Raw genomic sequence first — 24,748 nt, 5'->3', positions numbered from 1 at the left:
CCCCCACCCCGGAAAGGAACCCGCACCATGCGTATCCGCCCCCTGATCGCGGCGGCCCTGGTCACCGTGTCCACCACGGCCACGCTCGCGATCTCCGCCGCACCGGCCGGCGCCGGCACCGACTGCGTGCAGGCGGCCAACTACGCCTACCAGCTCTGGCGCTCCACCGGCATGGGCGAGCTCGCCGCCGCCGAGCGGGCGAGCGCCACCTACAACGCCTGCGTCCAGATGACCTGATCGTGCCGGGGCGGGTGAGGCGACCCTCACCCGCCCCGATCACCCCGGCGTCCGGGATGTCCGGGATGTCAGCCCAGGCCGCCCTCGGACTCGTGAAGAAGGTGGGCGACGACGTCCGCGGCCGTGTAGTCGCCGGGCAGGTCACGCAGGAACCCGAGGTCCTGGCCGAGGGTGAGCAGGGCGGGCTCGGCGTAGCCGTCGAGGCGGCGCTGCCCGAGCCCGATCGCGCTGACGAGCCCGTTGCACAGGCACCTGCGGCCGGCCGTGTCGCTCTCCGGCCGGTTCTTGCGGACGTAGGTCTCGACCGGCTCCGCCGGGCAGCGGTAACCGACCTCACCGTCGGCCTTGAGGTACGGCGCGCGCAGGTGCCCCATGTCGCACAGACGCGGCCGGGCGGCGTAGACGTCGGGGTCGGCCACGGTGCCGGGCAGGGAGGCGACCTTGAAGGGGAACCCGGCCGGTGAGGCGCCGGGGTCGTTGCGGACCGGCAGGGTGCCGCCGGAGGCGGCGTCCAGCAGACGGCGCCGGAGCGTCTCCTCAAGGCCGGACTCCCTGCACAGGGCGAAGGCCGTACCCACCTGGACGCCGGTGGCGCCCGCCCGCAGCGCCCGCGCCAGCCCTCGCCGCCCTGCCTGGCCACCGGCCAGCCAGAACGGCAGCCCGAGTGCGGCGATCCTCCCGGTGTCCACCCGGTCGCGGGGACCGTAGAGAGGTTCGCCCTCCTCGTCGAGACGGAGCCTGCCCCGGGGCGGGGCGCTGTGGCCACCGGCGACGGGACCCTCGACCACGAACCCGTCGGGCCGTGTCTCGGGCCTCCTGGCCAGATAGACGGCCAGCACGTCGGAGGAGACGACGGCCAGGAGGCGGGGGCGTTTGAGCGGGGGCGGCCTGAGGGGGCCGTACAGGGCGGCGGGGTCGACGCCGACGGTGTGCCGCCGCCCGGACTCGGCCCCGGCGACGGTGACCGAGATCTCGGCGGGCCGGTGGGCGGAGAGGGCGTCGAGCAGGCCGGGGATCTCCGAGGGGATGCCCGCGCCCATGAGCACGTAGTCGACACCGGCGAGCATGGCGCCGTAGACCGCCGCGGGCGTGGCCAGCTGGATCTTCTCCAGGTAGTTGACGCCGACCGGGCCGTCGTGACCTTCGCGGGCCAGGAACACCTCGGCGAAGTTGGCGGCCACGGTCAGTTCGGTCCGGCCGGAGTGCGGGCGCAGCCCGAGCCTGGGCACCGGCCGGTACGGCTCGCCGGGCAGGATGCCGCCGGGCACGTGGTAGCGCCTCCAGATCCGTTCCGCGACCTCGGGGAAGGGGAAGGCGTCCAGGGCGCGGCGCAGGTCACCGCCCGGATCGCCCTGTTGCAACCGGCGGGCCAGCACGACGTCCAGGGCGACGCCGGACACGACACCGAGCTGCCCGGTGGTGGAGACGGCCCGCGCCAGCCGCCATCCGGACACGCCGACCCCCATACCGCCCTGGATGATCGTGGGAAACGCGGTGTCGAGCGGCAAGACGGGACCTCCCGGTCGTCGGTGTCTGGAACGGGGCGCGGCGGTCATCCGCCGGAGGACATCACGGCGCCCACCGTGACGAAGGCGGCGCCCGCGCCCATCAGGACCGCGCCCAGGCCGACGGTCAGGGAGGTGATCTGCCAGGCCTGGTAGGCCGTCATCAGCGAGGCGCGCAGTGTCTCGCCCATGAACGCGGTCTGGCGCAGCGCGGCGAGGGAGTCGTCCTGGCCGCCGGCGGCGTGCAGCTCCGCGGTGACCTCGGAGTAGGTGCGGCCCCGTGTGGCGTGGCGCACGTTGCCGCCGATCATGTCGGCGAACGCGCGGGCCTGGACGCCGTTCTCCACCGGGTGCCCGGCGTACGCGGTGAGCTCCGGAGGCAGTCCCTTCTCCGGGAAGGTGATCCGCTGCCGGGAGAGCTCGTCGCGGATCTCGTCCCTGCCCCGCAGGCCGCGGGCCGTCATCACGGCCCCGGCCGTCAGGGTGGTGACGCCGACGGCGCCAACCAGCGTCGCCGCCAACCGGCGCGGGTCGTTCATGGGGGTCTCCTTCGTCGTGACGGCAGGGGCTCTGTCAGGAGTTTTCGGCGGCGGGCGGGGCGCGATGAAGGGGCGCAGGCCCCTGCTCGGCGGGCCGAAAGTCCCAAATCCCGGTAAAGGAGCGGCCGGAAGGACTTTGGTCCCACGGGTGATGGTCCTTGAGCCCATGCTCGCCACCGTCCTGAGGATTTACCGTGAGGTGAATTCAGCGCCCCGTGACATCCGGCGGAGGAGAACGGCCATGTCCGCGGAACCGGCGAGGGCGGAGTCCTCGGACCCCCTCCCCGCGCCCGCGTCCGGACGCGCCGTCACGCCGGTGCTCCGGCCGCCGAGGGAAGGGCGACGAGGGTGACACCGGTCGAGGTTCGCATCGAGAAGAGACCGCCGTCAGGACCGGGCGAGCCCGTACGCCGCCGCGGACCGTGGCACCTGCGGGCCAACGCGCTCGTGGTGGCGTGGCTGGGACTGACGGTCACGGCCGCGCTGACGGGGGAGGCGCTGCCCGCGCCGCGCTGGCTGCTGGTCCACGTCCTCCTGCTCGGCGCGGTCACCACGGCCATCCTGATCTGGAGCGAGCACTTCACCGTGGTGCTGCTGCGCGCCCGCACACCGGACCCGCGTCTCGGCCTGACCCGGCTCGGGCTGCTCAACGCCGCCACGGTGGCCGTGCTGTACGGCGTCTCGGCCGGACCGGTCGCGGTGGCCGTGGGCGGGGCGGCCGTGATCGTGGCGGTCGTGCTCTGGCACGCGGCCACGCTGGTACGGCTGGCACGCGGCGCGCTGCCCGGCCGGTTCGGCCATGTCGTCGCCTGGTACGTGTGCGCGGCCGGGGCCCTGGCGGCCGGAGGCGTCCTCGGCGGGCTGCTGGCCGCGCAGGCCGGTCCCGGTGTTCCGCACGAGAGGATGCACGCGGCGCACGCCCAGGTGAACCTGCTCGGCTGGGTCGGCCTGACCGTGCTCGGCACGTTGTTCACGCTCTGGCCGACGGTGCTGCGCACCCGCCTGTCCGAGCGGACCCGCGGGGCCTCCTCCGCCGGGCTGAGGCTGGCCGTGCCCGGCCTGGCGCTGCTGACCGGCGGCCTGCTGGCGGACCTTCGCTGGGTGGCGGCGGCCGGGCTGGCGGCCTACGCGGCGGGGACGGCGGCGGCGCTGGTGCCGCTCGCGGAGGCGGTGCGTTCCCGCCGTCCGCACACCGGCGCGGCCTGGACGATGGGGGCCGCCGTCGTCTGGTTCGAGATCGCCCTCGTGATCGACGTGGTGATCGTCGTCACGCGGCCGACCGGCGAGGTGGCCGGGGCGCTTGAGCCGCTGCTGCCCCTGGTGCTGGCCGGGTTCGTCGCCCAGGTGCTGCTCGGTTCGCTGCTGCACCTGCTGCCCGCGGTGCTGGGCGGCGGCCCGGCCCGGTTCAAGGAGAACGCGGCGTTGCTGGAACGCGGCTGGGTGGTACGGCTGGCCGCGTTCAACCTGGGCACGCCGCTGCTCGCGCTTCCCGTGCCGCGTCCGCTCGCCGTACTGGGCTGGGCACTGGTGCTGGCCTCCGGCTCGGCGTTCGTCGTGCTCGCCGCGCTCACCCTGCTGCGGGCGGCCACCCCGGCCACCGCGCCCACCGCGCCCGGCACAGGAAAAAGGCGCGGCGTTCCCGCCCTGGCCGGGGTGGCCGCCGGATGTCTGCTGACGGCCGCCGCGGTCGTGGTGGCCGTCGACGGCGGGTCCGGTCCCGCGACGACGGTCGTCGCCACGGGCGCCAGAACGGTCGAGGTGACGCTGTCGGGGATGCGCGTCCGGCCCGCGGTGATCGAGGCCGCTCCGGGCACCGTGCTGACGCTCCGCGTCACCAACGCCGACGCCCAGCGCCACGACCTGCGGCTGGCGACCGGTGAGCGCACCCCGACGCTGGCGGCGGGGCAGAAGGCCACGCTGACGCTGAAGCCGCTCGGCGAGGCGGTCGACGGCTGGTGCACCGTGGCCGGGCACCGGGCCGCGGGAATGACGATGCGGATCATCCCCTCCTCCGTCCCCGTCGTCTCCCCGGAGGCCGCGCGGGCCACGGGGCCAGAACACGGTGAACACGGCGGGGCGGGGAACGGCATGGGGGACGGCACACCCCTCCTCGACCTCGCCGCGCCGATGTCACCGGGCTGGAGGCCGTACGACGCGGCGCTCGGGCCCGCGCCGGGCGGCGGCGAGCACGCCGTGGAGATCCGGGTGGACGACAGGGTCGTGCGGGAGGTCGCGCCGGGGGTGCGGCAGCGGGTGTGGACGTTCGACGGGACGGTTCCCGGGCCGGTTCTGCGGGGCAGGGTCGGCGACGTGTTCACGGTGACGTTCGTCAACGGCGGGTCCATGGGGCACGGCATCGACTTCCACGCCGGTGCGACCGCTCCCGACGGGCCCATGCGCACGATCCAGCCGGGTGAGCGGCTGACCTACCGGTTCCGCGCCGACTTCGCGGGAGCGTGGCTGTACCACTGCTCGACCATGCCCATGAGCCAGCACATCGCGAACGGCATGTACGGAGCCGTGATCATCGATCCGCCGGACCTGGCACGTGTGGACCGTGAGTATCTACTGGTCTCGGGGGAGCTGTACCTGGGGGAGCCGGGCAGTGAGGCCCAGGTCGTCAAGCTGCGCGAGGGCCGCCCCGACGGGTGGATGTTCAACGGGACCGCCGCCGGTTACGACCACGCCCCGCTGGAGGCCAAGGCCGGTGAGCGGGTGCGGATCTGGGCGGTGGCGGCCGGGCCGAACTCGGGGACGGCGTTGCACGTGGTCGGGGCGCCGTTCGACACCCTCTACGAGGAGGGGTCCTACCGGCTGCGCGCCGGGGACCCGGGCGGCGCGCAGGTGCTGGACCTGGCCCCGGCGCAGGGAGGCTTCGCCGAACTGGTCTTCCCCGAGCCGGGTACCTATCCGGTGGTGGACCACCTGATGCGTAACGCCGAGGCCGGAGCGCACGGGCTGTTCCGGGTGAGCGCGTCATGACGTGGTGGACGGTGGTGCGCTTCGCGCACGTGCTGTCGGCGGCACTGTGGGTGGGCGGGCAGCTGACGGTCTCCCTGGTGCTGCTGCCCCTGGCCCGGCGGCTGCTGGACGCGGAACGGCGTGGCCGGGTGCTGACCGCGGTCGGCCGCCGCTTCGGGATGTTCACCGGCGCGGTGTTCCTGCCGGTGCAACTCGGTACGGGCGTCGCCATCGCCTGGCACAAGGGCGTCACCTGGGCCTCGCTGGCCGAGCCCGGCTACGGGCGGATCCTGGCCGCGAAGCTGGCGTTGTTCTGCGCGGTCATGGTCGCGGCGGCCCTGCACGGATGGGCCGTGCGCGCCGGACGCCCCTCCTTCGCGCGAAGCATGGCGGTGACGGCGCTGGTCGGCTCGGTCGGCGTGGTGCTGCTGGCCACCGCCCTGCCCGCCACCTGAGCCCGTCTCCCCGGGTCCGTCCTTCCCGGGTCCGTCCTTCCCGGGTCCGTCCTTCCCGGCAGGGCGGGGACGGTCATCTCCGCGGTCGTCTGGTGGCCGCGGAGACGACGCTGTCGAGCAGGCCGGGGAAGAGCTCGTCGAGGTCGGCCCTGCGCAGAGAGTTGATCTTCGAGGTGCCCTGGTAGACCTGGTTGATGACCCCGGCCTCGCGCAGGACGCGGTAGTGGTGCGTCCCGGTGGACTTGCTGACGGCGAGGTCTATCTCCGAACAGGCGGCTCCGTTCTCCGTCGTGGCGAGGAAACGCACCACCTCCAGCCGCATGGGGTCGGAGAGCGCGTGCAGCACCGCCTCCAGCCGGATCTCCTCGACGTCCGGGTGCTCCAGGACTCTCATGTGTGTCTCCCCTCCGCGTTCCCCTCGATATTACGTCACTTGTCGTACTACGATGAATCTCGTACTACGATGAACGTCGTACAAAACGCCGAACCGGGAGTCCCCATGCTGTTCGACCCCATCACCCTGCGCTCGCTGACGATTCCCAACCGCGTCTGGATGGCGCCGATGTGCCAGTACTCGGCCGCCACGGACGGCCCCGAGGCGGGAGTGCCGCACGACTGGCACCTGTCCCACCTGGCGGCCCGCGCGGTGGGCGGCGCCGGGCTGATCCTCACCGAGGCCACGGCCGTCTCCCCGGAGGGCCGGATCACCCCCGCGGACCTGGGGCTGTGGAACGAACGCCAGGAGCGGGCGTTCACCCGGGTCACCCGGTTCCTCCAGGAGCACGGCACCGTACCCGGCATCCAGCTCGCGCACGCCGGGCGCAAGGCGTCGACGGACCGGCCGTGGCGCGGAGGCGGACCGGTCGGCGTCGCCGACGGCGGCTGGCAGCCGGTCGCGCCGAGCCCGATCCCGTTCGCCGAGAACCATCCCGTGCCGAGGGAGCTGACCGTGGAGGAGATCCGGCGCGTCGTCGACGACTTCGCCCAGGCGGCCCGGCGTGCCCTGCGGGCGGGCTTCCAGGTCGTCGAGGTGCACGGCGCGCACGGCTATCTGATCGGGGAGTTCCTCTCCCCGCACAGCAACCGCCGTACCGACGCCTACGGTGGCTCGTTCGGCAACCGCATCCGTCTCGCGCTTGAGGTCGTCGAGGCCGTGCGCGCCGTCTGGCCGGAGGAACTCCCCGTGTTCTTCCGCGTCTCGGCCACCGACTGGCTCACCGAGAACCCCGAGGACGAACGCGAGGGGTGGACCGTCGAGGAGACCGTGCTCCTGGCCGGGGAACTGCTCTCCCGCGGCGTCGACCTGCTCGACGTCTCCAGCGGCGGGAACGCGCCCCGCGCGAGGGTCCTCACCGGTCCCGGCTACCAGGTGCCGTTCGCGGCCCGGGTCCGCGCCGAGACCGGCATGCCGGTGGCCGCCGTCGGCCTGATCACCGAACCGCGTCAGGCGGAGGAGATCCTCACCTCCGGCCGGGCCGACGCCGTACTGCTCGGCCGCGAACTGCTCCGCGACCCCCACTGGCCCCACCGGGCCGCCCGTGAACTGGAGCCCTCCTCGTCCCTTTCCTGGCCCGAGCAGTACGGCTACGCCGTCTGACCGGGCCGGCGCGTGCGCACCGGCCACCGGCCCCGGTGTGCGAAAGCCCACCGGTGCTCGGGGCTGGACGTTTCTGTGAAGTCCTCGCTCTTTCCCGGGAATCTCCGTGGAACGGCGAGACCACCCGAAGGCGAAAAAGACCGGGGGCGAGGGGAACGCCGTTTGCTGTGACTTTCCGTTATGTCATCTGCCTCACCGTGACGGCGTTTCCGGTCCGTGGCCGGCGATTGAAGGGAAAGGCTGTGTGAACGGCGCGTCCTCGGGTACTCGCGTCGAAACGTCAATGCAGCTCGCGGGGTCTTATACAGGAAATATACGGACTCTGCACAAGGCTCTCCTAGGGTTTCTCAAGCCTGCAACCGAACTGGGGGAGAATGGTCATGCTGGTAGGTGTAGACGTTGTGCACGCCTCCGTCTGGTCGCTCGATTTCCATCGGAAACCGGGACCGGGGCGGCCTGCTGATTTTTCCGATCTCGGTGTCATCGGGCCGGTCACCGAACTGGTCGACGTATGCTTCGGCGACACCGTCCACTCTCTGGAGCTCGGCTGGGACGAGGCGGCCCTGAGAGAGCTGGACCTTCTGGTGATCCCCGCCGCCGGGGGAGACGGCGCGTCGTTCACCGAGGCCGAGTGCCGGCTCCTGGAGACGTATGTGCGCGAGGGCGGGTCGGTTCTGATCCTCGGTGACGGCGAAGGCCGGTCGGCCACGTCCGGCCACCACCCCTTCGGGATCACCGTGAACGGCCTGCTTCCCGGAACACGCGGTGATTCGCCTGACTCGCACCTCCTCACCTACGACTTCACGGTCGAGGCGAACAGCACGCATCCGGCCGCCCCGGGAGTCGGCGGCGTGCACCTGTACCGGCCGAAGGGCGTGGAGAGTTCCCTGGTACAGCTGGTCCCGGTGGTGGAGTACGACGGCCACACCCTGCTCGGAACGGCGCAGTACGGCGCGGGCCGGATCGCGGTGATCGGCAACGCGGAGATGTTCGCGCTGCCGTTCCTCGGCCGCGAGGACAACGCCCGGCTCCTGCTGTCCCTGCTGTCGTGGCTGTACCGCGGTGAGGCCGTCCAGCACATCGACCAGAAGGTGCTGCACGTGGTCGACGAGCACCGGTTCACCACCCGCACCCTTCCGCAGGGGGAGAACCTCAAGGAGGAGCCAGGGCCGCACGTCGTCGACGCGCGTCCCTACGCCCACCTGCTGGCGAGCCTGGCCGACGGATATCTGCCCGATTCGCGGGAGGACCAGGAAGCGTTCCTGGCCGAGGCCGAACTTCGCTTTCACGAGTTTCCCCGGGTGATCCGGCACGCCCTCGCCAGGTTCCGGCGGAACAGCACCGACAGCGGCGTCCTGCTCATCAGAGGACTGCCCGTCGACCCGGATCTCCAGCCCACGCCGGCGAAACCGGCCGAACCGTTGCCCAGGCCGACGCCGATGAGCGAACTGTGGCTGGCCGGATTCGCCCAGGCGCTGGGCGAGCCCATCGCCTATGTTCAGGAGAAGCAGGGACAGCTTTTCCAGAACGTGGCTCCGACGAGGCACAACGCGGAGAAGCTCTCCTCGGAGAGTTCCTCGTTTCTTCTGGACTTCCACACCGAGGCGGCCTTTCACCCCTTCATGCCGGACTACGTGCTGCTGCACTGCCTGCGTCCCGACCATGAGCGCTCGGCCAAGACGATCAGCGCGAGCCTGCGCATGGCGGTGTCGCGACTGAGCCTGCGCGAACGGGCGATCCTCAGCGAGCCGATGTTCCAGACCGGTATCGACTACTCCTTCGGCAGCGCCAACGGCCAGAAGGGCAACGGTCCGGTGCTCCGGGTTCTGTACGGAGACCCCTTCGACCCCTACATCACGGTGGACCCGGACCTGATGGTCGGTCTGACACCCGAGGCCGACGCGGCCCTGAAGCGGCTGCACGTCGCGCTGAACGAGGTCAAGCAGTGGGCCCGGCTGGACACCGGCGACCTACTGATCATCGACAACAGGCGGACCGTCCACGGGCGGTCCGAGTTCCAGGCCAGATACGACGGCCTCGATCGATGGCTTCAGCGAGTGTGCGTGGTCCGCGACCTCGTGCCCTCCGCGGCGCACCGCAGGCTCCGCCGCCGTGTCATCGAAACCGCCTTCGCCGTCTGATGGACCTCACGGGGAGAGACTTTCCAGATATGCGTGATCTATCGTTCGCCCGGGTGCTGGTCGTGGAACCGGTCTCTTCCGGAAACGCCCTGGTCACAGCGGCGCGTGACCTCGGCCTGCAGGTCGTCGTCGCGTCCTACGACGCCGACGACCGCACGCTTCCCGATGAGATCCGCGCGCTGGCGCACGCCGTACTCGTGGTGGACACCAACGACCAGGCCGCACTCGAGCAGGCGGTGCTCGACATGCACAGGGACGCCCCGTTCTCGGCGGTCCTGGCCGGTTGTGACTTCCACGTGCCGGCGACCGCCAGACTGGCCGCGGCTCTGGGGCTGACCGGACTGCGGCCGGAGACGGTCGAGGAGGTCAGGGACAAGGTGCTCATGCGGGCGCGTTCGGCCGAGGCGGGCCTGCGGACCCCCAGGTTCGCCCAGGTGACGTCGCTCACGGAGCTGGAGCAGGCCGCGGAGCACGTGGGCTACCCCTGCGTGATCAAGCCGGTCGGCTCCTCGGGAAGCATCCACGTCAGCCGTGCGAACGAGTGGGCGGAGCTGCGCGCGGCCTTCGATCGGCTCTCCGCCGACCAGAGCCTCGACCTGGGCAGGCCGCTGGAGCACCGGGTCATCGTCGAGGAGTACATCGCGGGGCCGGAGTTCAGCGCCGACGGGTACGTCGCGGAGGGCCGCACGACGGTCGTCGCGCTCACCCGGAAACTGCTGGGACCGGAACCCGCCTTCGTGGAGATCGGACACCTGACCCCCGCCGACGAGAGCGTGGAGGTGACGGCCCAGATAGAGAAGTACGTGCGTGCCGTCGTGGACGCGGTGCACCTGACCGTCGGCGCCTTCCACTGCGAGCTGAGGATGACCCCCGACGGGCCGGTGCTGATCGAGATCGCGGCCCGCCTCCCCGGAGACCGGATCGTCGATCTGGTTCACCTCGCCACCGGCGTCAGCCTCCCCAAGGCGATGATCGCGGCGCATCTCGGATGGACGCTTGAGGACGTCGGGGCCATCGGCGTGCCACAGGCGAAGAACGCCGGAATCCGCTTCTACCTCGCCGACGGTCACCACGCCTACCGGCGGTTGAACGGATGGGACGATCTCCTCGCCCTGCCGGAGGTGCTGGAGACGAAGCTCACGATCGCCGCCGGGGAGCCGATCCCGGAGCCGGGAGATTTCCGCTCCAGAATCGGACACGTCATATTCACCGCCGACTCCTTCCAGGAGGCGACGGACATCTGGCAGGCGGTTGGCAGAGCCGTCACGGTGGAGTAGGCATGCTGTTCTATCTCGCGCTCCGCGGGGTCGGCTGGCTGGCCAATCAGACGCTCCAGTTCGTGGTGCCACTCATGATCTACCGGATGACGGGCAGCCTGATGTGGTCGGGCGTCGCCCTGTTCGTTGAGTGGACGCCCAGGCTGGTCGCGCTGCCCCTCGCCGGCTACCTCGCCGACCGGTTCGAGAGCCGCCGAATCCACATCCTGAGCGATGTGGTGCGCACGGCGGTCGGGGCGGGGGCCGTGGCCGCCGTCGCCCTCATGCCGGGGAACGCGGGAGTGGCCCTGGTCGTTCTGGCCCTCGTCGCGGGCGCGGGGTTCGAGCTGACCTTCGTGGCCGGTGAGAAGGCGGGACTCTCCCTGGTCTCGGCCAAGGAGATGCCCCGCCTGCAGACCATGCTGAGCGCGATCGAGCAGAGCTGCATTCTCATCGCACCGGTCCTCGGCGGTGTCCTGCTGCTGGTGGGGACGACCGCGACGGTCGCCGTTCTCACCGTGCTCTTCGGGACGAGCCTGCTGCTGGCCCGGAACATGAAGCCTGCGGCGGTGGTGGCCGCGAAGCCGCCGCCGGTGATGGCCGGGGTACGCCAGGTGATCGCCAACACGCTCCTGCGAGACGTGGTGGCCATCACCATGGTGATCAACCTGATGCTGGCCCTGCTGCTGGCGGCCGCGCCGGCCCTGGTGCGGCACCACTACGGGGTGGACGAGGGGCGACTGGCCCTTGTGTACACCGGAGCCGCCCTGGTCGCGCTGCTCGTGCTGGCCCTGCTCACCCGGTTCATCCGGAGGTTCGGCCTTCTGATCGCCGGAGCGGCCAGCGCCCTGATCCAGTGCCTGGCCTTCCTGGCGATCGGCGCGTCCAACGAGTTCGTCGCCTTCGTCGCGATCGTGATGGTGTTCATGGCCGCCGACGCGGCCTTCAGCGCCTTCATCAGGACCGTCAGGGCCCGGGCCGTCCCGGCCGCCGAGTTCGGCAGCACCGCCGCCGCCATCTCACTGCTCAACTGCGTGTCGATGCCGCTGGCGGGCGGGCTGCTCGCGGTCACCGGCGCGTCCGTCGACCCCGTGCACCTGTTGACGATCACCGGTGGCCTGGCCCTCCCCGTGGTCGTCGGGCTGCTGATCCACCTACGAGCCGCCACCCGCACGAGAACGGAGGTCATGGCATGAACGCCTTGTCCGCAGGCCTCCCCCAGGGCATCGAGAGCCGCGCCGCGCGTCGTCCGCGTCCTGGAGCGCCCGCGGACCCGCAGGCCTCCGAACCCGTCGGGCCGAGGCCGTTCGCACCGCTGCGAAGCAGTCGTAAACCGGTGATCCTCACAGCTTTTCCCTGAAGGGACCGTGCAGATGACTGATCTAGACGGATTATCCGTTCTCATCGTGGAACCGGTCTCGGGCGGCGCGGCCCTCGCCCGGGCCGCGCACCGCCTCGGTGCCAGGGTGGTGACGGCTTCTCAGGACGCGGGTGACTGCGAGATACCCGCGAAGCTCAGGGAGATCGTCGATGAGGTCCTGGTCGTGGACACCAACGACGAGGCGGCTCTGGCCGAGGCGGTCACCCGGCTCCACCGCCGCAACCCGTTCGACGCGGTGCTGCCCGGCTGCGACTTCTACGTGGCGACGGCGGCCAGGCTCGCCGCGCGGCTCGGCCTGCCGGGCCTGCCGGTGGAGACGGTGGACTCCGTACGCAACAAGGCCCTCATGCGGGAGAGCGTCACGCGCGCCGGGCTGCGTTCGCCGCGCTTCGCCGAGGCGGACACGACGGACCGGCTGAGAAGCGCCGCCGAGCACGTCGGATTCCCGTGCGTGATGAAGCCGGTTGAGTCCTCCGGGAGCATCCATGTGAGCCTGGCGCGGGACTGGCCACAGCTCCTGAGGGCGTTCACCGAGCTCGCCCAGGACGAGACCCTCGATCTCGGACGCCCGATGGGGCACCGGGTCATCGTCGAGCAGTACGTCCCGGGCGAGGAGATCAGCGCCGACGGCTACGTCGCCGACGGGGTGACGACCGTCGTGGCCGTCACCCGGAAGGTTCTGGGGGCCGAGCCGAGATTCGTGGAGCTCGGCCACCTGACGCCCGCGGACCTGCCCGGCGACGTCACGGACCAGGTGAAGGCCTACACCGAGGACGTCGTCCGGGCGCTCAACGTCACAGCGGGTCCGTTCCACTGCGAGCTCAGGCTCAGCGACCAGGGGCCGGTACTGATCGAACTCGGCGCGCGGCTGCCGGGGGACGGCATCCCCGAACTCGTCAAACGGGTGACCGGCGTCGACCTGACGCTGATCATGCTCGCCGCGGGACTCGGAGCCGACCCCCGGCGGCTGGGGGCCTTCGGCGAACCCGTCGCGGCGAGCGCGGCGGTCCGGTTCCTCACCCTCCCCGAGGGGGACTCCTACTCCGGCATCAAGGGCTGGGACGAACTGTCCGACCTGCCGAACGTCGTCGAGACACACGTCGCCATCCCGCCCGGTGTCCCCGTTCCCGAGGTCCGGGACTGCCGGTCACGCCTGGCGCACGTCCTCTACACGGCGGACTCCCACCGCGCCGCGCTGGCCTTCTGGGACTCCCTCGACGAGAGGGTGGTCATCCAGTGACCGCCGCCGAGCCGTACGACTACGCGGCCGTCGGCATGGGGCCGGCCAACCTGAGCCTCGCCGCGCTCGGAGAGCCTCTCCCGGACCTCAGGCCGATCCACCTTGAGGCCAGGGAGAGCACCGCCTGGCACCCGGGGCTTCTGCTGCCCGAGGCGACCCTGCAGGTCTCACCGTTGAAGGACCTGGTCACCCTGGTCGACCCGACCAGCCGTTTCTCGTTCCTGGCCTTCCTCGCCCAGGAGGACCGGCTCTACAGGTTCCTCACCGCGCGCTTCCCCGCCGTCCACAGGACGGAGTTCAACCAGTACCTCCAGTGGGTCTCCCAGTCGATTCCGTCCATCGAGTACGGAACCCACGTTCAGGACATCGACCTCCGCGACGGCCTCTTCCGACTCCGCTCCGAGCGGGGGGAGGTCCTCGCGCGCAACGTCGTGCTCGGCACCGGCCCGGTCCCCAGGATCCCGCCGCACCTGCGCAGCCACCTGTGCGCCGACGTGTTCCACGCGGGGGAGTTCCTCCTGCGCGAGCGGACGACCGCTGACCGGGACGTCACGGTGCTCGGCGGAGGCCAGTCCGGCGCCGAGATCGTACGGCACCTGATGCGGCTGGACAGGGTCCCGCGGAGCATCACATGGATCACCCGGCGGCCGGGGTTCCTGCCGCTGGACGACTCCCCGTTCACCAACGAGTACTTCTTTCCCCAGTACGCCCGCGAGTTCCACAAGATGCCGGGGGAGCGCAGGCGGACCCTTCTCGCGGAGCAGAAGTACGCCAGTGACGGAATCGACACGGCGACCCTTGAGGACATCTACCGGGAGCGTTACCGGCACGAGTACATCCTGGGCCGCAAGGACTGGATCCGTCTGATGCCCGGGATGGAGGTGACCGGCTGCACCCGCCTGCCCGACGGATGGGGACTGACCGTCGAGGGCGCCGAACCCCGCGTTGTGACGACCGACGTGGTGATCCTCGCGACCGGCTACGAACACCGCCTCCCGTCCTGCATGGACACCCTCACCCCGCGGTTGTCCACCACCGGGGGGACTCCGGACGTGGGGGAGGACTTCTCGCTCCGGCTGGACGGTGACGTCAGGGGCAAGGTCTACGTCCAGAACGGCGCCCAGCACGCCTGGGGGATCGCCGACCCCAACCTCAGCCTTCTGGCCTGGCGCAGTGCGGTCATTCTCAACGACATCCTCGGATATCGGAGGTACAACACATGAGCCTCCCCCGAGTCGGGCTCCGTGCCCTGCCCGCGGAGTTCCCCGCGCTTGAGGAGTGGGAGATCCCTCTCGACGAACTACCGGGCGACCGGCCGTTCAGCATGGCCCGCTTCACCGTCGCCCCCGGAGGACGGACACCGCCCGACAGCCACGCCGTCACCGAGATCTGGCTGCTGCTCGACGGCAGGGGGACGCTCCACTACGGAGGCGTTCCGCACGAGGTGGGCGCGGGCGACGTCGTGGGGTTCGCGCCCTTCGTCGAGCACATGTTGCTGGCCGACCGCGGTACGCCGGTGTCCGCGCTTTCCATCTGGTGGCGGAGCAGCTGATGGGGAGGCCGGAGAAGGAGTTCGACCTCGCGATCATCGGTTCCGGGATCATCGGGGCGATGATCGGCCATCTCGCCGCGGAGGGGAACCCGGGGCTCCGGGTCCTCACGATGGACGACGGCAACACCGGCGCCACGCACCTGTCAGCCGGACTGGACGTTCCCACGGGACACACTGCCGGGCAGCGGGCGTTGGCCGCGCGGGGATCGGCTGTCTACGCCAGGCTGAGGGCCGAACTGCCCGCACTGCCGATCCGGCCGGTCGACACCTACTGGATGATCGACAAGGCGAACCTCCACAGGCTGCGGGAGAGCATGGCCGGTCCCCGCCTGATCGAGGCCGACGCGGAGCGGCGGGACTGGCTGGCCGGAGTCCTGCCCGGACTGCGAACCGCCGACCGGCTGCTGCTGCGCTCCGACGGGGGCGCCCACGCCGACGTGGGACGCCTGGCGGGACGACTGCTGGACGAACAGCGGCGGCGCCCGGGGAGCGAGGTGCGCGGTGGTTCGCCCGTCACCGGTGTACGGCCCCGCGACGGCCGCTACGAGCTGACCCACGGCGACGAGGTGTACGCGGTCGCGGGAAGGGTCGCCGTGGCGACCGGGGCGCGGGCGCCCTGGGGGCCGTTCGGTGACGTGGCCCGGGCGCGGGGGCTCCGAGTCAAGAAGGTCGCCGCCCTCCACCTCGGCGTACGGCCACCGGACGACGCGCCGGTTCTCGTCTTCGACGACCACGACGCCTTCCTGCTCCCCGTGCACGAGGAGGGGTACTGGCTCCTCAGCTTCACCTCACGGCATTGGGACCTCTCTCCGGGCGACGGCCCGCCGGACCTGAGTCCCGAGGACCGGGCGACGGCGGCCGGCGTCCTCGACGCGTACGTCCCCGCCCTGGCCGCGGAGACCTGCGGTGGCCGGGCCTTCTACGACGGTTACACCCCGGACCGGATGCCGCTGGTCGAACCGGTGGACGGATGGCCGGGCGTCGTCCTCGCGCTCGGCGGCAACGGATCGGGCTACCGGCTGGCCCCGGCCATCGCTGAGCGCGCACTGGAACTTCTCAGTCTCGACACACGTAAAGGCGACCGTTCGTGACCGTGCCAACCGAGGGTCTGATCAGGACCTCGAAAACCGCTCACCCCAGGCACTACCTGCTGGCTCCCTCCGAGCCCACTCCGAACGGGCGCCTGCACCTCGGCCACATCGCGGGGCCCTTCCTGCGTCTGGACATGCTCAGCCGCTTCCTGCGCATGCGCGGTGACCTGCCGCTGATCATCACCGGGAGCGACGTCTACGAGCCGTACATGACGTTCAAGGCCGTGGCCGAAGGACGTTCCGAAGCGGAGATCGCGGCCGAGTACGACGCGCTCATCGCGCAGGACCTCAGCGCCGTGGACATCGGCGTCGACCAGTTCATCAACCCCTGTGAGGACCCCTGGCGGAAGGTCTTCGAGGAGGAGGTCGACGCCTGCGTGCGGCGGCTGCGCCACCGGGGAGCGGTGGTCGAGCAGCGGGAACGCGTTCCGTACAGCCGCTCCGCCGCGCGGTACATCGTCGGGCCATGGCTTACGGGCGGGTGCCCGGACTGCGGGAGCAGGGTCTCCAGCTACTTCTGTGAGACGTGCGGCGGTCATTTCCGCCCGGAGAACCTGCTGGAACCGCAGGGGCCCGACGGCGCAGGCCCACTCGAATGGCGGGAGATCTCCTCACTCTTCCTCAGGGTCGCGGAGCCGGAACCGCTCCGGCGCCGGATGGCGGAGATGCGGGTGCCGCCGCGTTTCCAGGAGGCGGTCGAGCGTTTCCTGGCCCGCGAGGGCGGTACGGTCCGCCTGAGCGCGCCCCAGCAGTGGGGTGTGGCCCTGGAGGGAGGCGTGCCCGGCGTGCCGCGCACGCTCTTCTCGTACGCGGGGATCTTCATGTTCGCCAGGCTCATGGGCGCCGTCCACGGGGAGATGAGCGGGACCGGGGTCAACGCCTTCGATCCAGGCTCCGGGGTCACCACGGTGACCAGCTTCGGTATCGACAACGTCATCCCCACCATGGTCTGCATCGTGGGGACGGCGCTGCGGCACGGCGACATGAAGGGCTACGACCGCGTTCTGGTCAACGACTTCTACCAGCTCGAAGGGGAGAAGTTCTCGACGAGCCGGGGACACGTCATCTGGTCCGCCGACATCGCGCGGGCCCCGCGGATCAGCGCGGACGCCGTACGGTACTTCCTGGCCGGGACGAGACTGGAGGAGGGGCCCGAGAGCATGGAGCCCCGGTCCTTCGTCGAGGTGAACAACACGCGGCTGGCCGGCCGGTTGACGTCCCTTGTCCGTGCCGCCTCGGCGGTGTCCGCCGACGTCCTTCCCGAACCCATGGGGCAGGATCGGCTGGCCCGGCTTGAGGAGCTGTTACGCCGGCAGGAAGCGGCTCTGGACGGGTTGGTCATCGCGACGGCGGACGCCGTCGCGGCGTTCGACCTCTGGTGGCGGGAGACGCCCGGCGAGTGGGGTTCTGCCTCCCAGGCCTACTGGTGGCTGAAGGGCGTGGCGGTCCTGGCCTTCCCGATCATGCCGCGGCTCGGCCGGCGGTTGTGGGAGTCGCTCGGGGGCACGGGCGAACCACGCCTGGCGGCCTTCCTGGAGCCCACCCGGCCGCGTGCGAGCGGTGGGCCCGGTGGCTTCGAGCCGATCACGCTGGGTGATCTGGTGTCCGTCCTGCCTGTCTCGTCGCGTCATGTTCCGGCCTGACGCTCGCCATCGAGCAAGGAGAGCAATGTGAGAGTCCTCGTCGTGAACCGGTGGGACGATGAGTTCTCGGCCTACGGCGACTACGTCGACCACCTCCGTCACGAGGTGTGTTACGTGACCGTGCCCACGCATCTGCCGTGGATTCCGGAAGAGGCGCGGCACGTCACCGTGCTGGACGGTCTCGACGACGAGGCTGAGGTGGTCGCCGCGGCCCAGGCCGTCCAGGAGGCCTGCGGAAGGTTCGACCTGGTCCTCGCGCTGTCGGAGTTCGACCTGACCACCGGTGCCCGCATCCGGGAGGTCTGCGGTGTTCCAGGAGACGACTCCTCCCAGGTACGGCGTTTTCGCGACAAGGTGACCATGAAAACCGTCCTGGCCGACGCCGGCGTACGGGTCCCGCGTTTCGCGACGGTGAAGTCACCCGCCGATATCGGGGAGTTCCGGCGACGCGTGGGCGGGCCCGTCGTCGTCAAACCGCGCGCGCAGACCGCGAGCAAGGGCTGCCACATCGTTCACAACTCCTTCGAACTGTCGGAGGTTCTCACGGAGCTCGAACGGTCCGGCCACGACGACTACGAGGTCGAGGAGTACGTCGACGGCCCGATCTGGCACGTCGACGGGATCGTCGAAGCCGATCGGTTTCTTTTCGCCCGCGCGTCGCGCTACGTCAACACCTGCTACGAGTACAGCCGTGGCACGCCGCTCGGGTCCGCCGTGCAGGAGGGGCCGGTGGCCGACGCCATGCTCGCCTTCACGCTGCGTTGCCTGACCGGGCTCGGTCTTCACCGTTCGGCGTTCCACCTGGAGATCATCGAGTCCGCGTCAGGGCCGGTGTTCCTTGAGGTGGCGGCACGGGTGGGCGGTGGCGAGATCGCGTTCGTCCTGCGGGACGTCTACGGGGTGGACGTCGTCGGCGACTGGATCCGGCTGCAGCTCGGAGAGCGCCCGCAGACCATCGGCGTTTCGTCCGAGAGCCGGGAGATCGCTGGATACCTGCAGGTTCCCGGCCCCGCGGGACACCGGTTGCTGTCGCGGCCCTCCCTCGCCGGGACGATCGAAGGACTGTACGGCGAGGACCTCCTCGAACCCGGCCACCGCTTCGACGGCCCGTCCGGTGGTGAGGAGCTTCTCGGCCGTTTCCGCTACCGTGCCGGGACCGTCGCGGACGTCGAGTCGGCGATCAACGCCACCCTGGACGCCTTCGTCTGCGTCACGGAACCGGTGCAGCGGTCATGCGTGTGATCTCCTCGCCGCTGGCTCCCTACGCGCGGGTGCTCGCGGTTCCCGGCGCCAGGGGGATGGCGGTCTCGGGGGTGCTGGCCAGGCTCCCCGTGGCCGTCATCGGCGTCAGCATAGTGATCATGGTCGCCGCCCGGTACGGTTCCTACGGGCTGGGCGGTGCCGTCACCGCGACCCAGACGCTCTGTTATGCCGTCTTCGGGCCACCGCTGTCGCGAGCGGCGGATCGCCTGGGGCAGCGCCGGGTGGTCGTGCCGGCGTCGCTGGCCGCCGTCACCGGGCTGACGGGCCTGGTGGTCTGCGGTTCGCTGCGAGCGCCTGCCTGGACGCTCTTCGGCTGCGCCGCGCTGGTCGGTCTGATGCCCAACGTCGGCTCCATGGTGCGTGCCAGGTGGGCTCACCTGCTGCAGGGAACCGATCGGCTCCACACCGCGTACGCGATGGAGTCCGTGGTCGACGACCTCATCTTCATCGTGGGACCGGTGCTCGCGGTCAACCTGTCCCTGGTGGCGGGAGCCGAGGCGGGGCTCGTGGCGGCGGCCGTGCTGTTGTTCACGGGATGCCGGCTGCTCGCCTCGCGGACAGCCACCGAGCCGCCGGTCGCGACCGTCTCCGAACGCCGTGGCGGCGTGCTTCTCAAGGCGCGGGGGCTGTGGGCCGTGGTCGCCGTCTGCACGGCGATGGGGGGTCTTTTCGGGTCCGTTGAGGTGGCCGTCGTCGGCTTCGCCACCGAACACCGTCAGACCGTGCTGGCGAGCTGGATTCTCGCGCTTTACGCGCTGGGGAGCGGGATTTCCGGCGTCCTCTTCGGCAGGCGCCGGCTTTCCTGGAGCGTCCCCAGGCAGCTGACGGCCGCGGCGATCCTGCTGACGCTGACGACGGCGCCCATGCTGGTGACGGACAACCTCTACGTCCTGGGCGGTGTGCTCCTGGTCTCCGGGGCCGCGTGCGCGCCGATCCTCATCCTCGCCACCGGCCTGGTCGAGCGGCTGGTTCCCCCGGAGAGGCTGACCGAGGGGATGACCTGGATCAGTACCGGTCTCGGGGCCGGGGTGGCGCTCGGCGCGCCGATGGCGGGATGGACCGCGGACGAGTACGGCGGTAACCGGGTTTTCCTGACGCCGCTCCTCTGCTGTGTCGTCGTCGCACTCGCCGCCGTCATGGGAACGCGTCGTCTTTCCGCGGCACAACACCCAGCTCCCGGAAGATGACGCCCGCGATGTGGAACTGCCCTGCCGCCTCGGCCGCCCGGCCACGGGCGTGGGCGAGTTTGCCGAGGTACTGATGGATCTCCGCTTCGACGATGCGCTCGTTGGTGTCCTCGGCGTGCGTCAGCGCGAGGGCGAGCGTCTGACCGGATTCCTGGAGCCGCCCCATGGCCGCCTGCGCCCGGCCCAGTCCGTAGAAGGCGTAGGCCATGCCGACCCGGTCCCCGATGGAGCGGCAGAAGTCCAGTACGGCCTCGAAACGGGGGACGGAGGCCTGCGGCCGTTCGCATTCCACGTCAAGTTCTCCCAGCCGGTAGTTGATCTGCTGGACGAGGCGGGACGCTCCGGCCTGTTCGGCCGCGCTCAGCGCTCGTTCGAAGTGTTCCCGGGCTCGACAGTGCTCGCCGAGCTGGGTGTGTATCTGCCCGATCTGCCGAAGGGCGAGTGCCTGGTTTCCCAGGTCACCCAGATCGTTCAGGACGGTCACGCTGTCCTGCGCCCGCCGCAGGGCCATGTCGAGCCGCCCGCCCAGCCGGTCCAGTGCGGCCAGCTTCAGCTGGGCGAGGGCGTGGGCGTGCCTGTCCTGCAGACCGGTGAGGATGCGCGCGGCGTCCTCCAGGAAGTCGACCGCCCTGCGGTGGTCGTGAAGCCCCAGGCTCAGCTCGCCCAGCTCGGTCAGGATGACGGCCTCCCCGCGCGGATTGCCGGCGGCCCTCACGGTGGCGAGCGCGATCTCGTGCATGTGCTGCCACTCGTCCAGATGACGGCGTACCTCCAGAAGGGGAGCCGCCGTCACCGCGATGTCCCAGCACAGCTCGTCAAGGCCCAGCGCCGCCGTCTGCTGCACCGCGGCGGAGATGTTCGTCAGTTCGGTCTCGCACCACGCCACGGGATCGGTGACGATGTCGTCCAGCACCTCGGGGCCGACCTCCCAGCGGGGGGCGTTACTGTGCACCACCAGGTGGTCGCGGCCCGCGAGGAGCGTGTGGGCGTGTTCCGTGACGGTCAGCAGCGCGCCGAAGGCGCGTTGCAACGCCTCCCGGAGATCGTCGGGCGCGAGCTCCTGCTGGGCGCGCTCACGCGCGAAGATGCGGATCAGATCGTGCAGGCTGTAGCGGACCCGCCCGGAAGGAGTGGTCGCGGTGTTGACCAGATGGCTGTCCACGAGCTGGTCGAGGAGGTCCTCGGCCTCAAGGAACGAGCTGTCCAGCAACGTGACCGCCACCCACTCCTCAAGGTCCACGGCGTCCAGGGCCCCCAGGAGCATGAGCAGGAGACGTGCTCGCGGCTGCAGCGCCCTGTAGGAGACCATCAGGTTGGCCCGTACGTCGAGCTCTCCGTGGACGAGTTCGTCGAATCGCCGGTGCTCGTCGGTGAGCCTGCTGACCATCCGGGCCAGCGACCAGTGCGGCCTGGCGGCGAGACGGGCTCCGGCGATTCGCAACGCCAGCGGATGCCGTCCGCAGAGACGGGTGAGCGCGAGGCTCGCCTTGGAGTCGGCGTCCATCCGGTTGGAACCGACCATGTGCCGCAGGAACCTGAGTGCCTGGTCCTCGGTGAAAGGCTCCAGTTCCAGCAGGCGCGCTCCGGGGATGGCGGTGAGCCTGCGTCTGCTGGTGACCAGCATGGCGCATCCGCCCATGCCGGGTATGAGAGGCATCACCTGACTCTCGTCGCCGGCGTCATCGATGATCAGCAGGACTCTCCGGTCGGAGAGTATCGCCCGGAGCATGCCCCCACGCTCGTCGTGGTTCTCCGGAATCCGGGTGTCGGGTACCCCGAGGGCGCGAAGCATGCTGGCCAGCGCGACCTCGGGCATCGTCCGGTGCGTCGTCTCGGCGCCGCGCAGATGGACGTAGATCTGACCGTCGGGAAACCTGTTCCGCAGACGGTTGGCCATGTGGACCGCCAGGGTGGTCTTTCCCGCGCCTCCGCGTGCGGACACGACAACGATCGGAGGCGTGCCTCCAGGAGAGCCGGTCAGCCACTCGGACAGCAACGCGACCTCCTTGTCCCGGCCGGTGAAGTCGGCGGTGTCCGCGGGGACGATGTTGCGAGGGGGTGACGTCACGACGGGCTCCGCAGGCTCCGCCTCCGCCAGGGAGCCTCCGCGCAGTACCAGTTGTTCCAGTTCCCGTAGTTCCTGGCCCGGTTCGATGCCGAGCGATTCGATGAACAGCGCCCGTGTCTCCCGGTACACCTCCAGTGCCTCCGCCTGCCGGTCGGCGCGGTAGAGGGCCTCCATCAGCTGGGCGCGCAGCTTTTCGCGCAGGGGGAAGTCTTCGATGAGCTGGAGAAGGATCGGTATCATTTCCGCGTGGTGCCCGAGTTTGATCTCCAGCTCCACCCACCGGTGAGCGGATCTGAAACGTTGCTCCTCCAGGACCGCGGCCTCGGTGCGGAGCGGGCCGCTGGCGTGAAGCCCTGAATAGGCTGGGCCGCTCCACTTGTCCAGTGCCTGCCGGAGCAGGTCGGCCGCCCGCCTGATGTCCCCCTGTTCGATGAAATGATCACTCTGGGCGGTCAGCTCGGCGAAATGCAGAACGTCGATCTCGTGAGGCTCCGCCCGCAGCAGATATCCGCGCGACATGCGCGCCACCCTCTGCGGATCGCCGAGAAGCTGCCGCAGGCTGCGTATGTAGGCGCGGAGGTTCGCGGCCGCCGACGGCGGGGGATTCTCCGGCCACAGTCCGTCGATTAAATGACTGTCCGAAACCGCCTTGTTCGGCTGGCTCAACAGCAGGCCGAGGGTCGTCTGCAGTCTGGTGCCGCGCAGGGGGACACAACGGCCGTCGACCGTCAGCTGGAGAGGCCCCAGGACCTGGAACAGGAGGCGAGGGGGGAGGTGATCCACTGCCGAAGCCGGAGGCGACCCGTCGACGGCTCTTCGATGAATCTCATCATCCACCATGATCCATTCCATGACGAAGGCCCCAACGGGGCGTCAGACATAACTGTCGGACGAGTATGTATATCTCATGCGGGATTTTCGGGCGGAAAACCTTCTAGGATGCGGTCGGGCTTTAATCAGCCAAGTGCTCAACTTCTCTACGAACCCCGTCTCCCGACATTGTAGGTCGTCTGTTGATTGGTTATGGGTTGGTAGTTTCGGTGTTTATTTGCTGATTTCGGATGGCCTATGGCGTGTCATCCGCTGCGGTACGCCCTGTCTGATCCGGGCGGAGACGACTACTCCAGGTGAGGGGGAGCGGCGCGGACGGCAGGGGGTGCTGACCTACGCCCGCGCCGGGCGGCTCCGTTCCCGTGGTGGCACGCGCGCCCGGCGTGCTCGCCTCGGCGTTCCTGGGAACGCGCCGCCCCGGCACGCGCGGTGGCCCGGAGGCGCCGCTCGCGGGTTCGGGTCAGTCCGCGCTCGTACCGGGCCTACCGGGCCACCAGGGGCGGTTCACTCAGTCGAGCACCGTGTCCCTGGTCTCGCGCATGCGGATGTAGACGACGGTGGAGACAAGAGTGAGCGCGCTGGCGTACCAGCCGAAGACCTGTCCGTGCCCCCCGTCGGCGAGCATCGTGGCGACGTACGGTGCGGTGCCGCCGAACAGCGCCACGGTGAGCGCGTAGGGAAAACCGATGCCCGTCGTGCGGACCTTCGAGGGGAACAACTCGACCATGACCGCTGAGCACACCGAGGTGTAACCGGTCAGCAGCACCATGGCCACGCACGAGATGAGCAGCAGATTCCAGAAGGAGTCCTGCAGCATGCCGAGCATCGGGACCGTCAGCACGGTGAAGCCCGCTCCGAAGACGACGAGCAGGGGCTTCCTGCCCACGCGATCCGCCAGCAGCCCTCCGAGGGGCTGGATCGCCGTGAAGAACACGAGCGCGATCGTGCTCACCGTGAGCGCCCGCGCCGGGTCCGCGCCTGCGGTGATCGTGGCGTACGTCGGCAGGTATATGGACCAGGTGTAGAAGCTGACGGTGGCTCCCGCGGTCATGCCGACGATGAGCATCGACTCCTTGGGATGCCTGCGAAGGAAGTCGAAGAGTCCCGGCCTGTCCACGGCGCCCTTCCTGATCGCCTCGGCGTGGACGTACGTCTCCTCGGCTCCGTATCGGACCCACAGGCCGAGCAGGGAAAGCAGCGCCCCCAGGGCGAAGGCGAGCCGCCATCCCCAGGAGGACATCTGGTCCATGGAGAGCATGTTGCCGAGCAGGCTCGCCACGCCGGCCGCCATGAGCTGGCCGAGGTTGGAGCTGAAGTAGCTGAAGCTGGAGAACAGCCCGCGCCGGCCGGGGGGTGCCGACTCCACCAGGAACACCGACGACACGGCGAACTCGCCGCCCACGGAGAATCCCTGGACCAGGCGTATGACGATCAGCAACAGCGGGGACAACAGCCCGGCCTGTGCGTAGGTGGGCAGAAGGACCATCGCGAGCTGGCTCACGCCCATGAGTGCGACGGTGAGGGTCATGGCCGGGCGCCGGCCGGCGCGGTCGGCGATCGCACCGATGGCGAGGCCGCCGATCGGGCGCATGACGAAGCCGACCGCGAAGACGGCGAAGGCGCTGAGCAGGGGGACGAGGCTGTGCCCGGTGTCGGGGAACACCTGATCCGCGAAGTAAGTGGTGAGAAACGCGTACGCCAGCCAGTCGTACCACTCCACCAGGTTTCCCGCTGAGGTGGACAGTAACTGGCGTGTGCGGCTGCGGAGGGTGGGAGTGACCGCGGAGTCGACCGTCACCAC

General features: G+C 70.3%; 19 protein-coding genes. 14 read left to right on the top strand and 5 right to left on the bottom strand.

Going from position 1 to position 24,748, the window contains the following annotated elements; all coding sequences use genetic code 11:
* Nucleotides 1-27: 27 nt before the first annotated feature.
* Nucleotides 28-237: a hypothetical protein gene (locus ABZ463_RS14350; protein WP_352011889.1), complete on the top strand. Its 210-nt coding sequence runs from the start codon at nt 28-30 to the stop codon at nt 235-237.
* A gap of 68 nt (nt 238-305) precedes the next feature.
* Here ABZ463_RS14350 and ABZ463_RS14345 read toward each other — a convergent pair whose 3' ends face one another.
* Together ABZ463_RS14345 and ABZ463_RS14340 are read right to left on the bottom strand one after the other, a co-directional pair.
* Entirely contained in the window at nt 306-1,745 is a 1,440-nt protein-coding gene (locus tag ABZ463_RS14345; protein WP_362776166.1) for a nitronate monooxygenase, read from the bottom strand.
* Between the two features lie 44 nt (nt 1,746-1,789).
* Entirely contained in the window at nt 1,790-2,281 is a 492-nt protein-coding gene (locus ABZ463_RS14340) for a hypothetical protein (RefSeq protein ID WP_352011891.1), read from the bottom strand.
* 348 nt (nt 2,282-2,629) lie between these two features.
* Here ABZ463_RS14340 and ABZ463_RS14335 point away from each other — a divergent pair, with 348 nt between their 5' ends.
* Nucleotides 2,630-5,263, top strand: a complete 2,634-nt coding sequence (locus ABZ463_RS14335) for a multicopper oxidase domain-containing protein (RefSeq protein ID WP_362776164.1) — start codon at nt 2,630-2,632, stop codon at nt 5,261-5,263.
* Nucleotides 5,260-5,697: a hypothetical protein gene (locus ABZ463_RS14330; RefSeq protein ID WP_352011893.1), complete on the top strand. Its 438-nt coding sequence runs from the start codon at nt 5,260-5,262 to the stop codon at nt 5,695-5,697. The genes ABZ463_RS14335 and ABZ463_RS14330 overlap by 4 nt, the downstream gene beginning before the upstream one ends.
* A gap of 73 nt (nt 5,698-5,770) precedes the next feature.
* On the opposite strand, the gene ABZ463_RS14325 is transcribed toward ABZ463_RS14330, so the two are convergent.
* Complete coding sequence (locus tag ABZ463_RS14325) at nt 5,771-6,091, bottom strand: helix-turn-helix transcriptional regulator (RefSeq protein ID WP_362776161.1); 321 nt, start codon at nt 6,089-6,091, stop codon at nt 5,771-5,773.
* A 69-nt stretch (nt 6,092-6,160) separates the two neighbouring features.
* On the opposite strand from ABZ463_RS14325, the gene ABZ463_RS14320 reads away from it, so the two are divergent.
* From ABZ463_RS14320 to ABZ463_RS14270, 11 genes are all read left to right on the top strand, one after another.
* A complete protein-coding gene (locus tag ABZ463_RS14320) occupies nt 6,161-7,294 on the top strand; it encodes an NADH:flavin oxidoreductase/NADH oxidase (RefSeq protein WP_362776159.1) in 1,134 nt (377 codons plus the stop codon).
* Between the two features lie 380 nt (nt 7,295-7,674).
* Nucleotides 7,675-9,435: a TauD/TfdA family dioxygenase gene (locus ABZ463_RS14315; protein WP_362776157.1), complete on the top strand. Its 1,761-nt coding sequence runs from the start codon at nt 7,675-7,677 to the stop codon at nt 9,433-9,435.
* 29 nt (nt 9,436-9,464) lie between these two features.
* Nucleotides 9,465-10,712 (top strand): ATP-grasp domain-containing protein, encoded by a 1,248-nt coding sequence (locus tag ABZ463_RS14310; RefSeq protein WP_362776155.1) that lies wholly within the window; start codon nt 9,465-9,467, stop codon nt 10,710-10,712.
* 2 nt (nt 10,713-10,714) lie between these two features.
* Complete coding sequence (locus ABZ463_RS14305; RefSeq protein ID WP_352011898.1) at nt 10,715-11,887, top strand: MFS transporter; 1,173 nt, start codon at nt 10,715-10,717, stop codon at nt 11,885-11,887.
* A 177-nt stretch (nt 11,888-12,064) separates the two neighbouring features.
* Entirely contained in the window at nt 12,065-13,312 is a 1,248-nt protein-coding gene (locus tag ABZ463_RS14300) for an ATP-grasp domain-containing protein (RefSeq protein WP_362776153.1), read from the top strand.
* On the top strand, nt 13,309-14,535 hold the full coding sequence (locus ABZ463_RS14295) for a SidA/IucD/PvdA family monooxygenase (protein ID WP_362776151.1): 1,227 nt from the start codon (nt 13,309-13,311) through the stop codon (nt 14,533-14,535). Before ABZ463_RS14300 ends, ABZ463_RS14295 begins: the two co-directional genes overlap by 4 nt.
* The gene (locus ABZ463_RS14290) at nt 14,532-14,864 is read left to right on the top strand and encodes a cupin domain-containing protein (protein WP_352011901.1); all 333 of its coding nucleotides are present in this window, start codon (nt 14,532-14,534) and stop codon (nt 14,862-14,864) included. Before ABZ463_RS14295 ends, ABZ463_RS14290 begins: the two co-directional genes overlap by 4 nt.
* Nucleotides 14,864-15,955 (top strand): FAD-binding oxidoreductase, encoded by a 1,092-nt coding sequence (locus ABZ463_RS14285; protein WP_362776148.1) that lies wholly within the window; start codon nt 14,864-14,866, stop codon nt 15,953-15,955. Before ABZ463_RS14290 ends, ABZ463_RS14285 begins: the two co-directional genes overlap by 1 nt.
* Entirely contained in the window at nt 15,952-17,598 is a 1,647-nt protein-coding gene (locus ABZ463_RS14280; protein ID WP_352011903.1) for a class I tRNA ligase family protein, read from the top strand. The genes ABZ463_RS14285 and ABZ463_RS14280 overlap by 4 nt, the downstream gene beginning before the upstream one ends.
* Before the next feature lie 27 nt (nt 17,599-17,625).
* Nucleotides 17,626-18,840, top strand: a complete 1,215-nt coding sequence (locus tag ABZ463_RS14275) for a hypothetical protein (protein ID WP_362776146.1) — start codon at nt 17,626-17,628, stop codon at nt 18,838-18,840.
* A complete protein-coding gene (locus tag ABZ463_RS14270) occupies nt 18,831-20,048 on the top strand; it encodes an MFS transporter (protein WP_362776144.1) in 1,218 nt (405 codons plus the stop codon). The genes ABZ463_RS14275 and ABZ463_RS14270 overlap by 10 nt, the downstream gene beginning before the upstream one ends.
* Here the strand turns inward: ABZ463_RS14270 and ABZ463_RS14265 are convergent.
* Nucleotides 19,996-22,899 (bottom strand): BTAD domain-containing putative transcriptional regulator, encoded by a 2,904-nt coding sequence (locus tag ABZ463_RS14265; RefSeq protein ID WP_362776142.1) that lies wholly within the window; start codon nt 22,897-22,899, stop codon nt 19,996-19,998. The genes ABZ463_RS14270 and ABZ463_RS14265 overlap by 53 nt on opposite strands.
* A gap of 556 nt (nt 22,900-23,455) precedes the next feature.
* Nucleotides 23,456-24,745 (bottom strand): MFS transporter, encoded by a 1,290-nt coding sequence (locus ABZ463_RS14260; protein WP_352011907.1) that lies wholly within the window; start codon nt 24,743-24,745, stop codon nt 23,456-23,458.
* Between the last annotated feature and the right edge of the window lie 3 nt (nt 24,746-24,748).

Origin of the sequence: Streptosporangium sp. NPDC020145, assembly GCF_040631275.1 — a bacterium.
Lineage (GTDB): Bacteria > Actinomycetota > Actinomycetes > Streptosporangiales > Streptosporangiaceae > Streptosporangium.
This window is presented reverse-complemented; position numbering and strand designations above follow the sequence as displayed.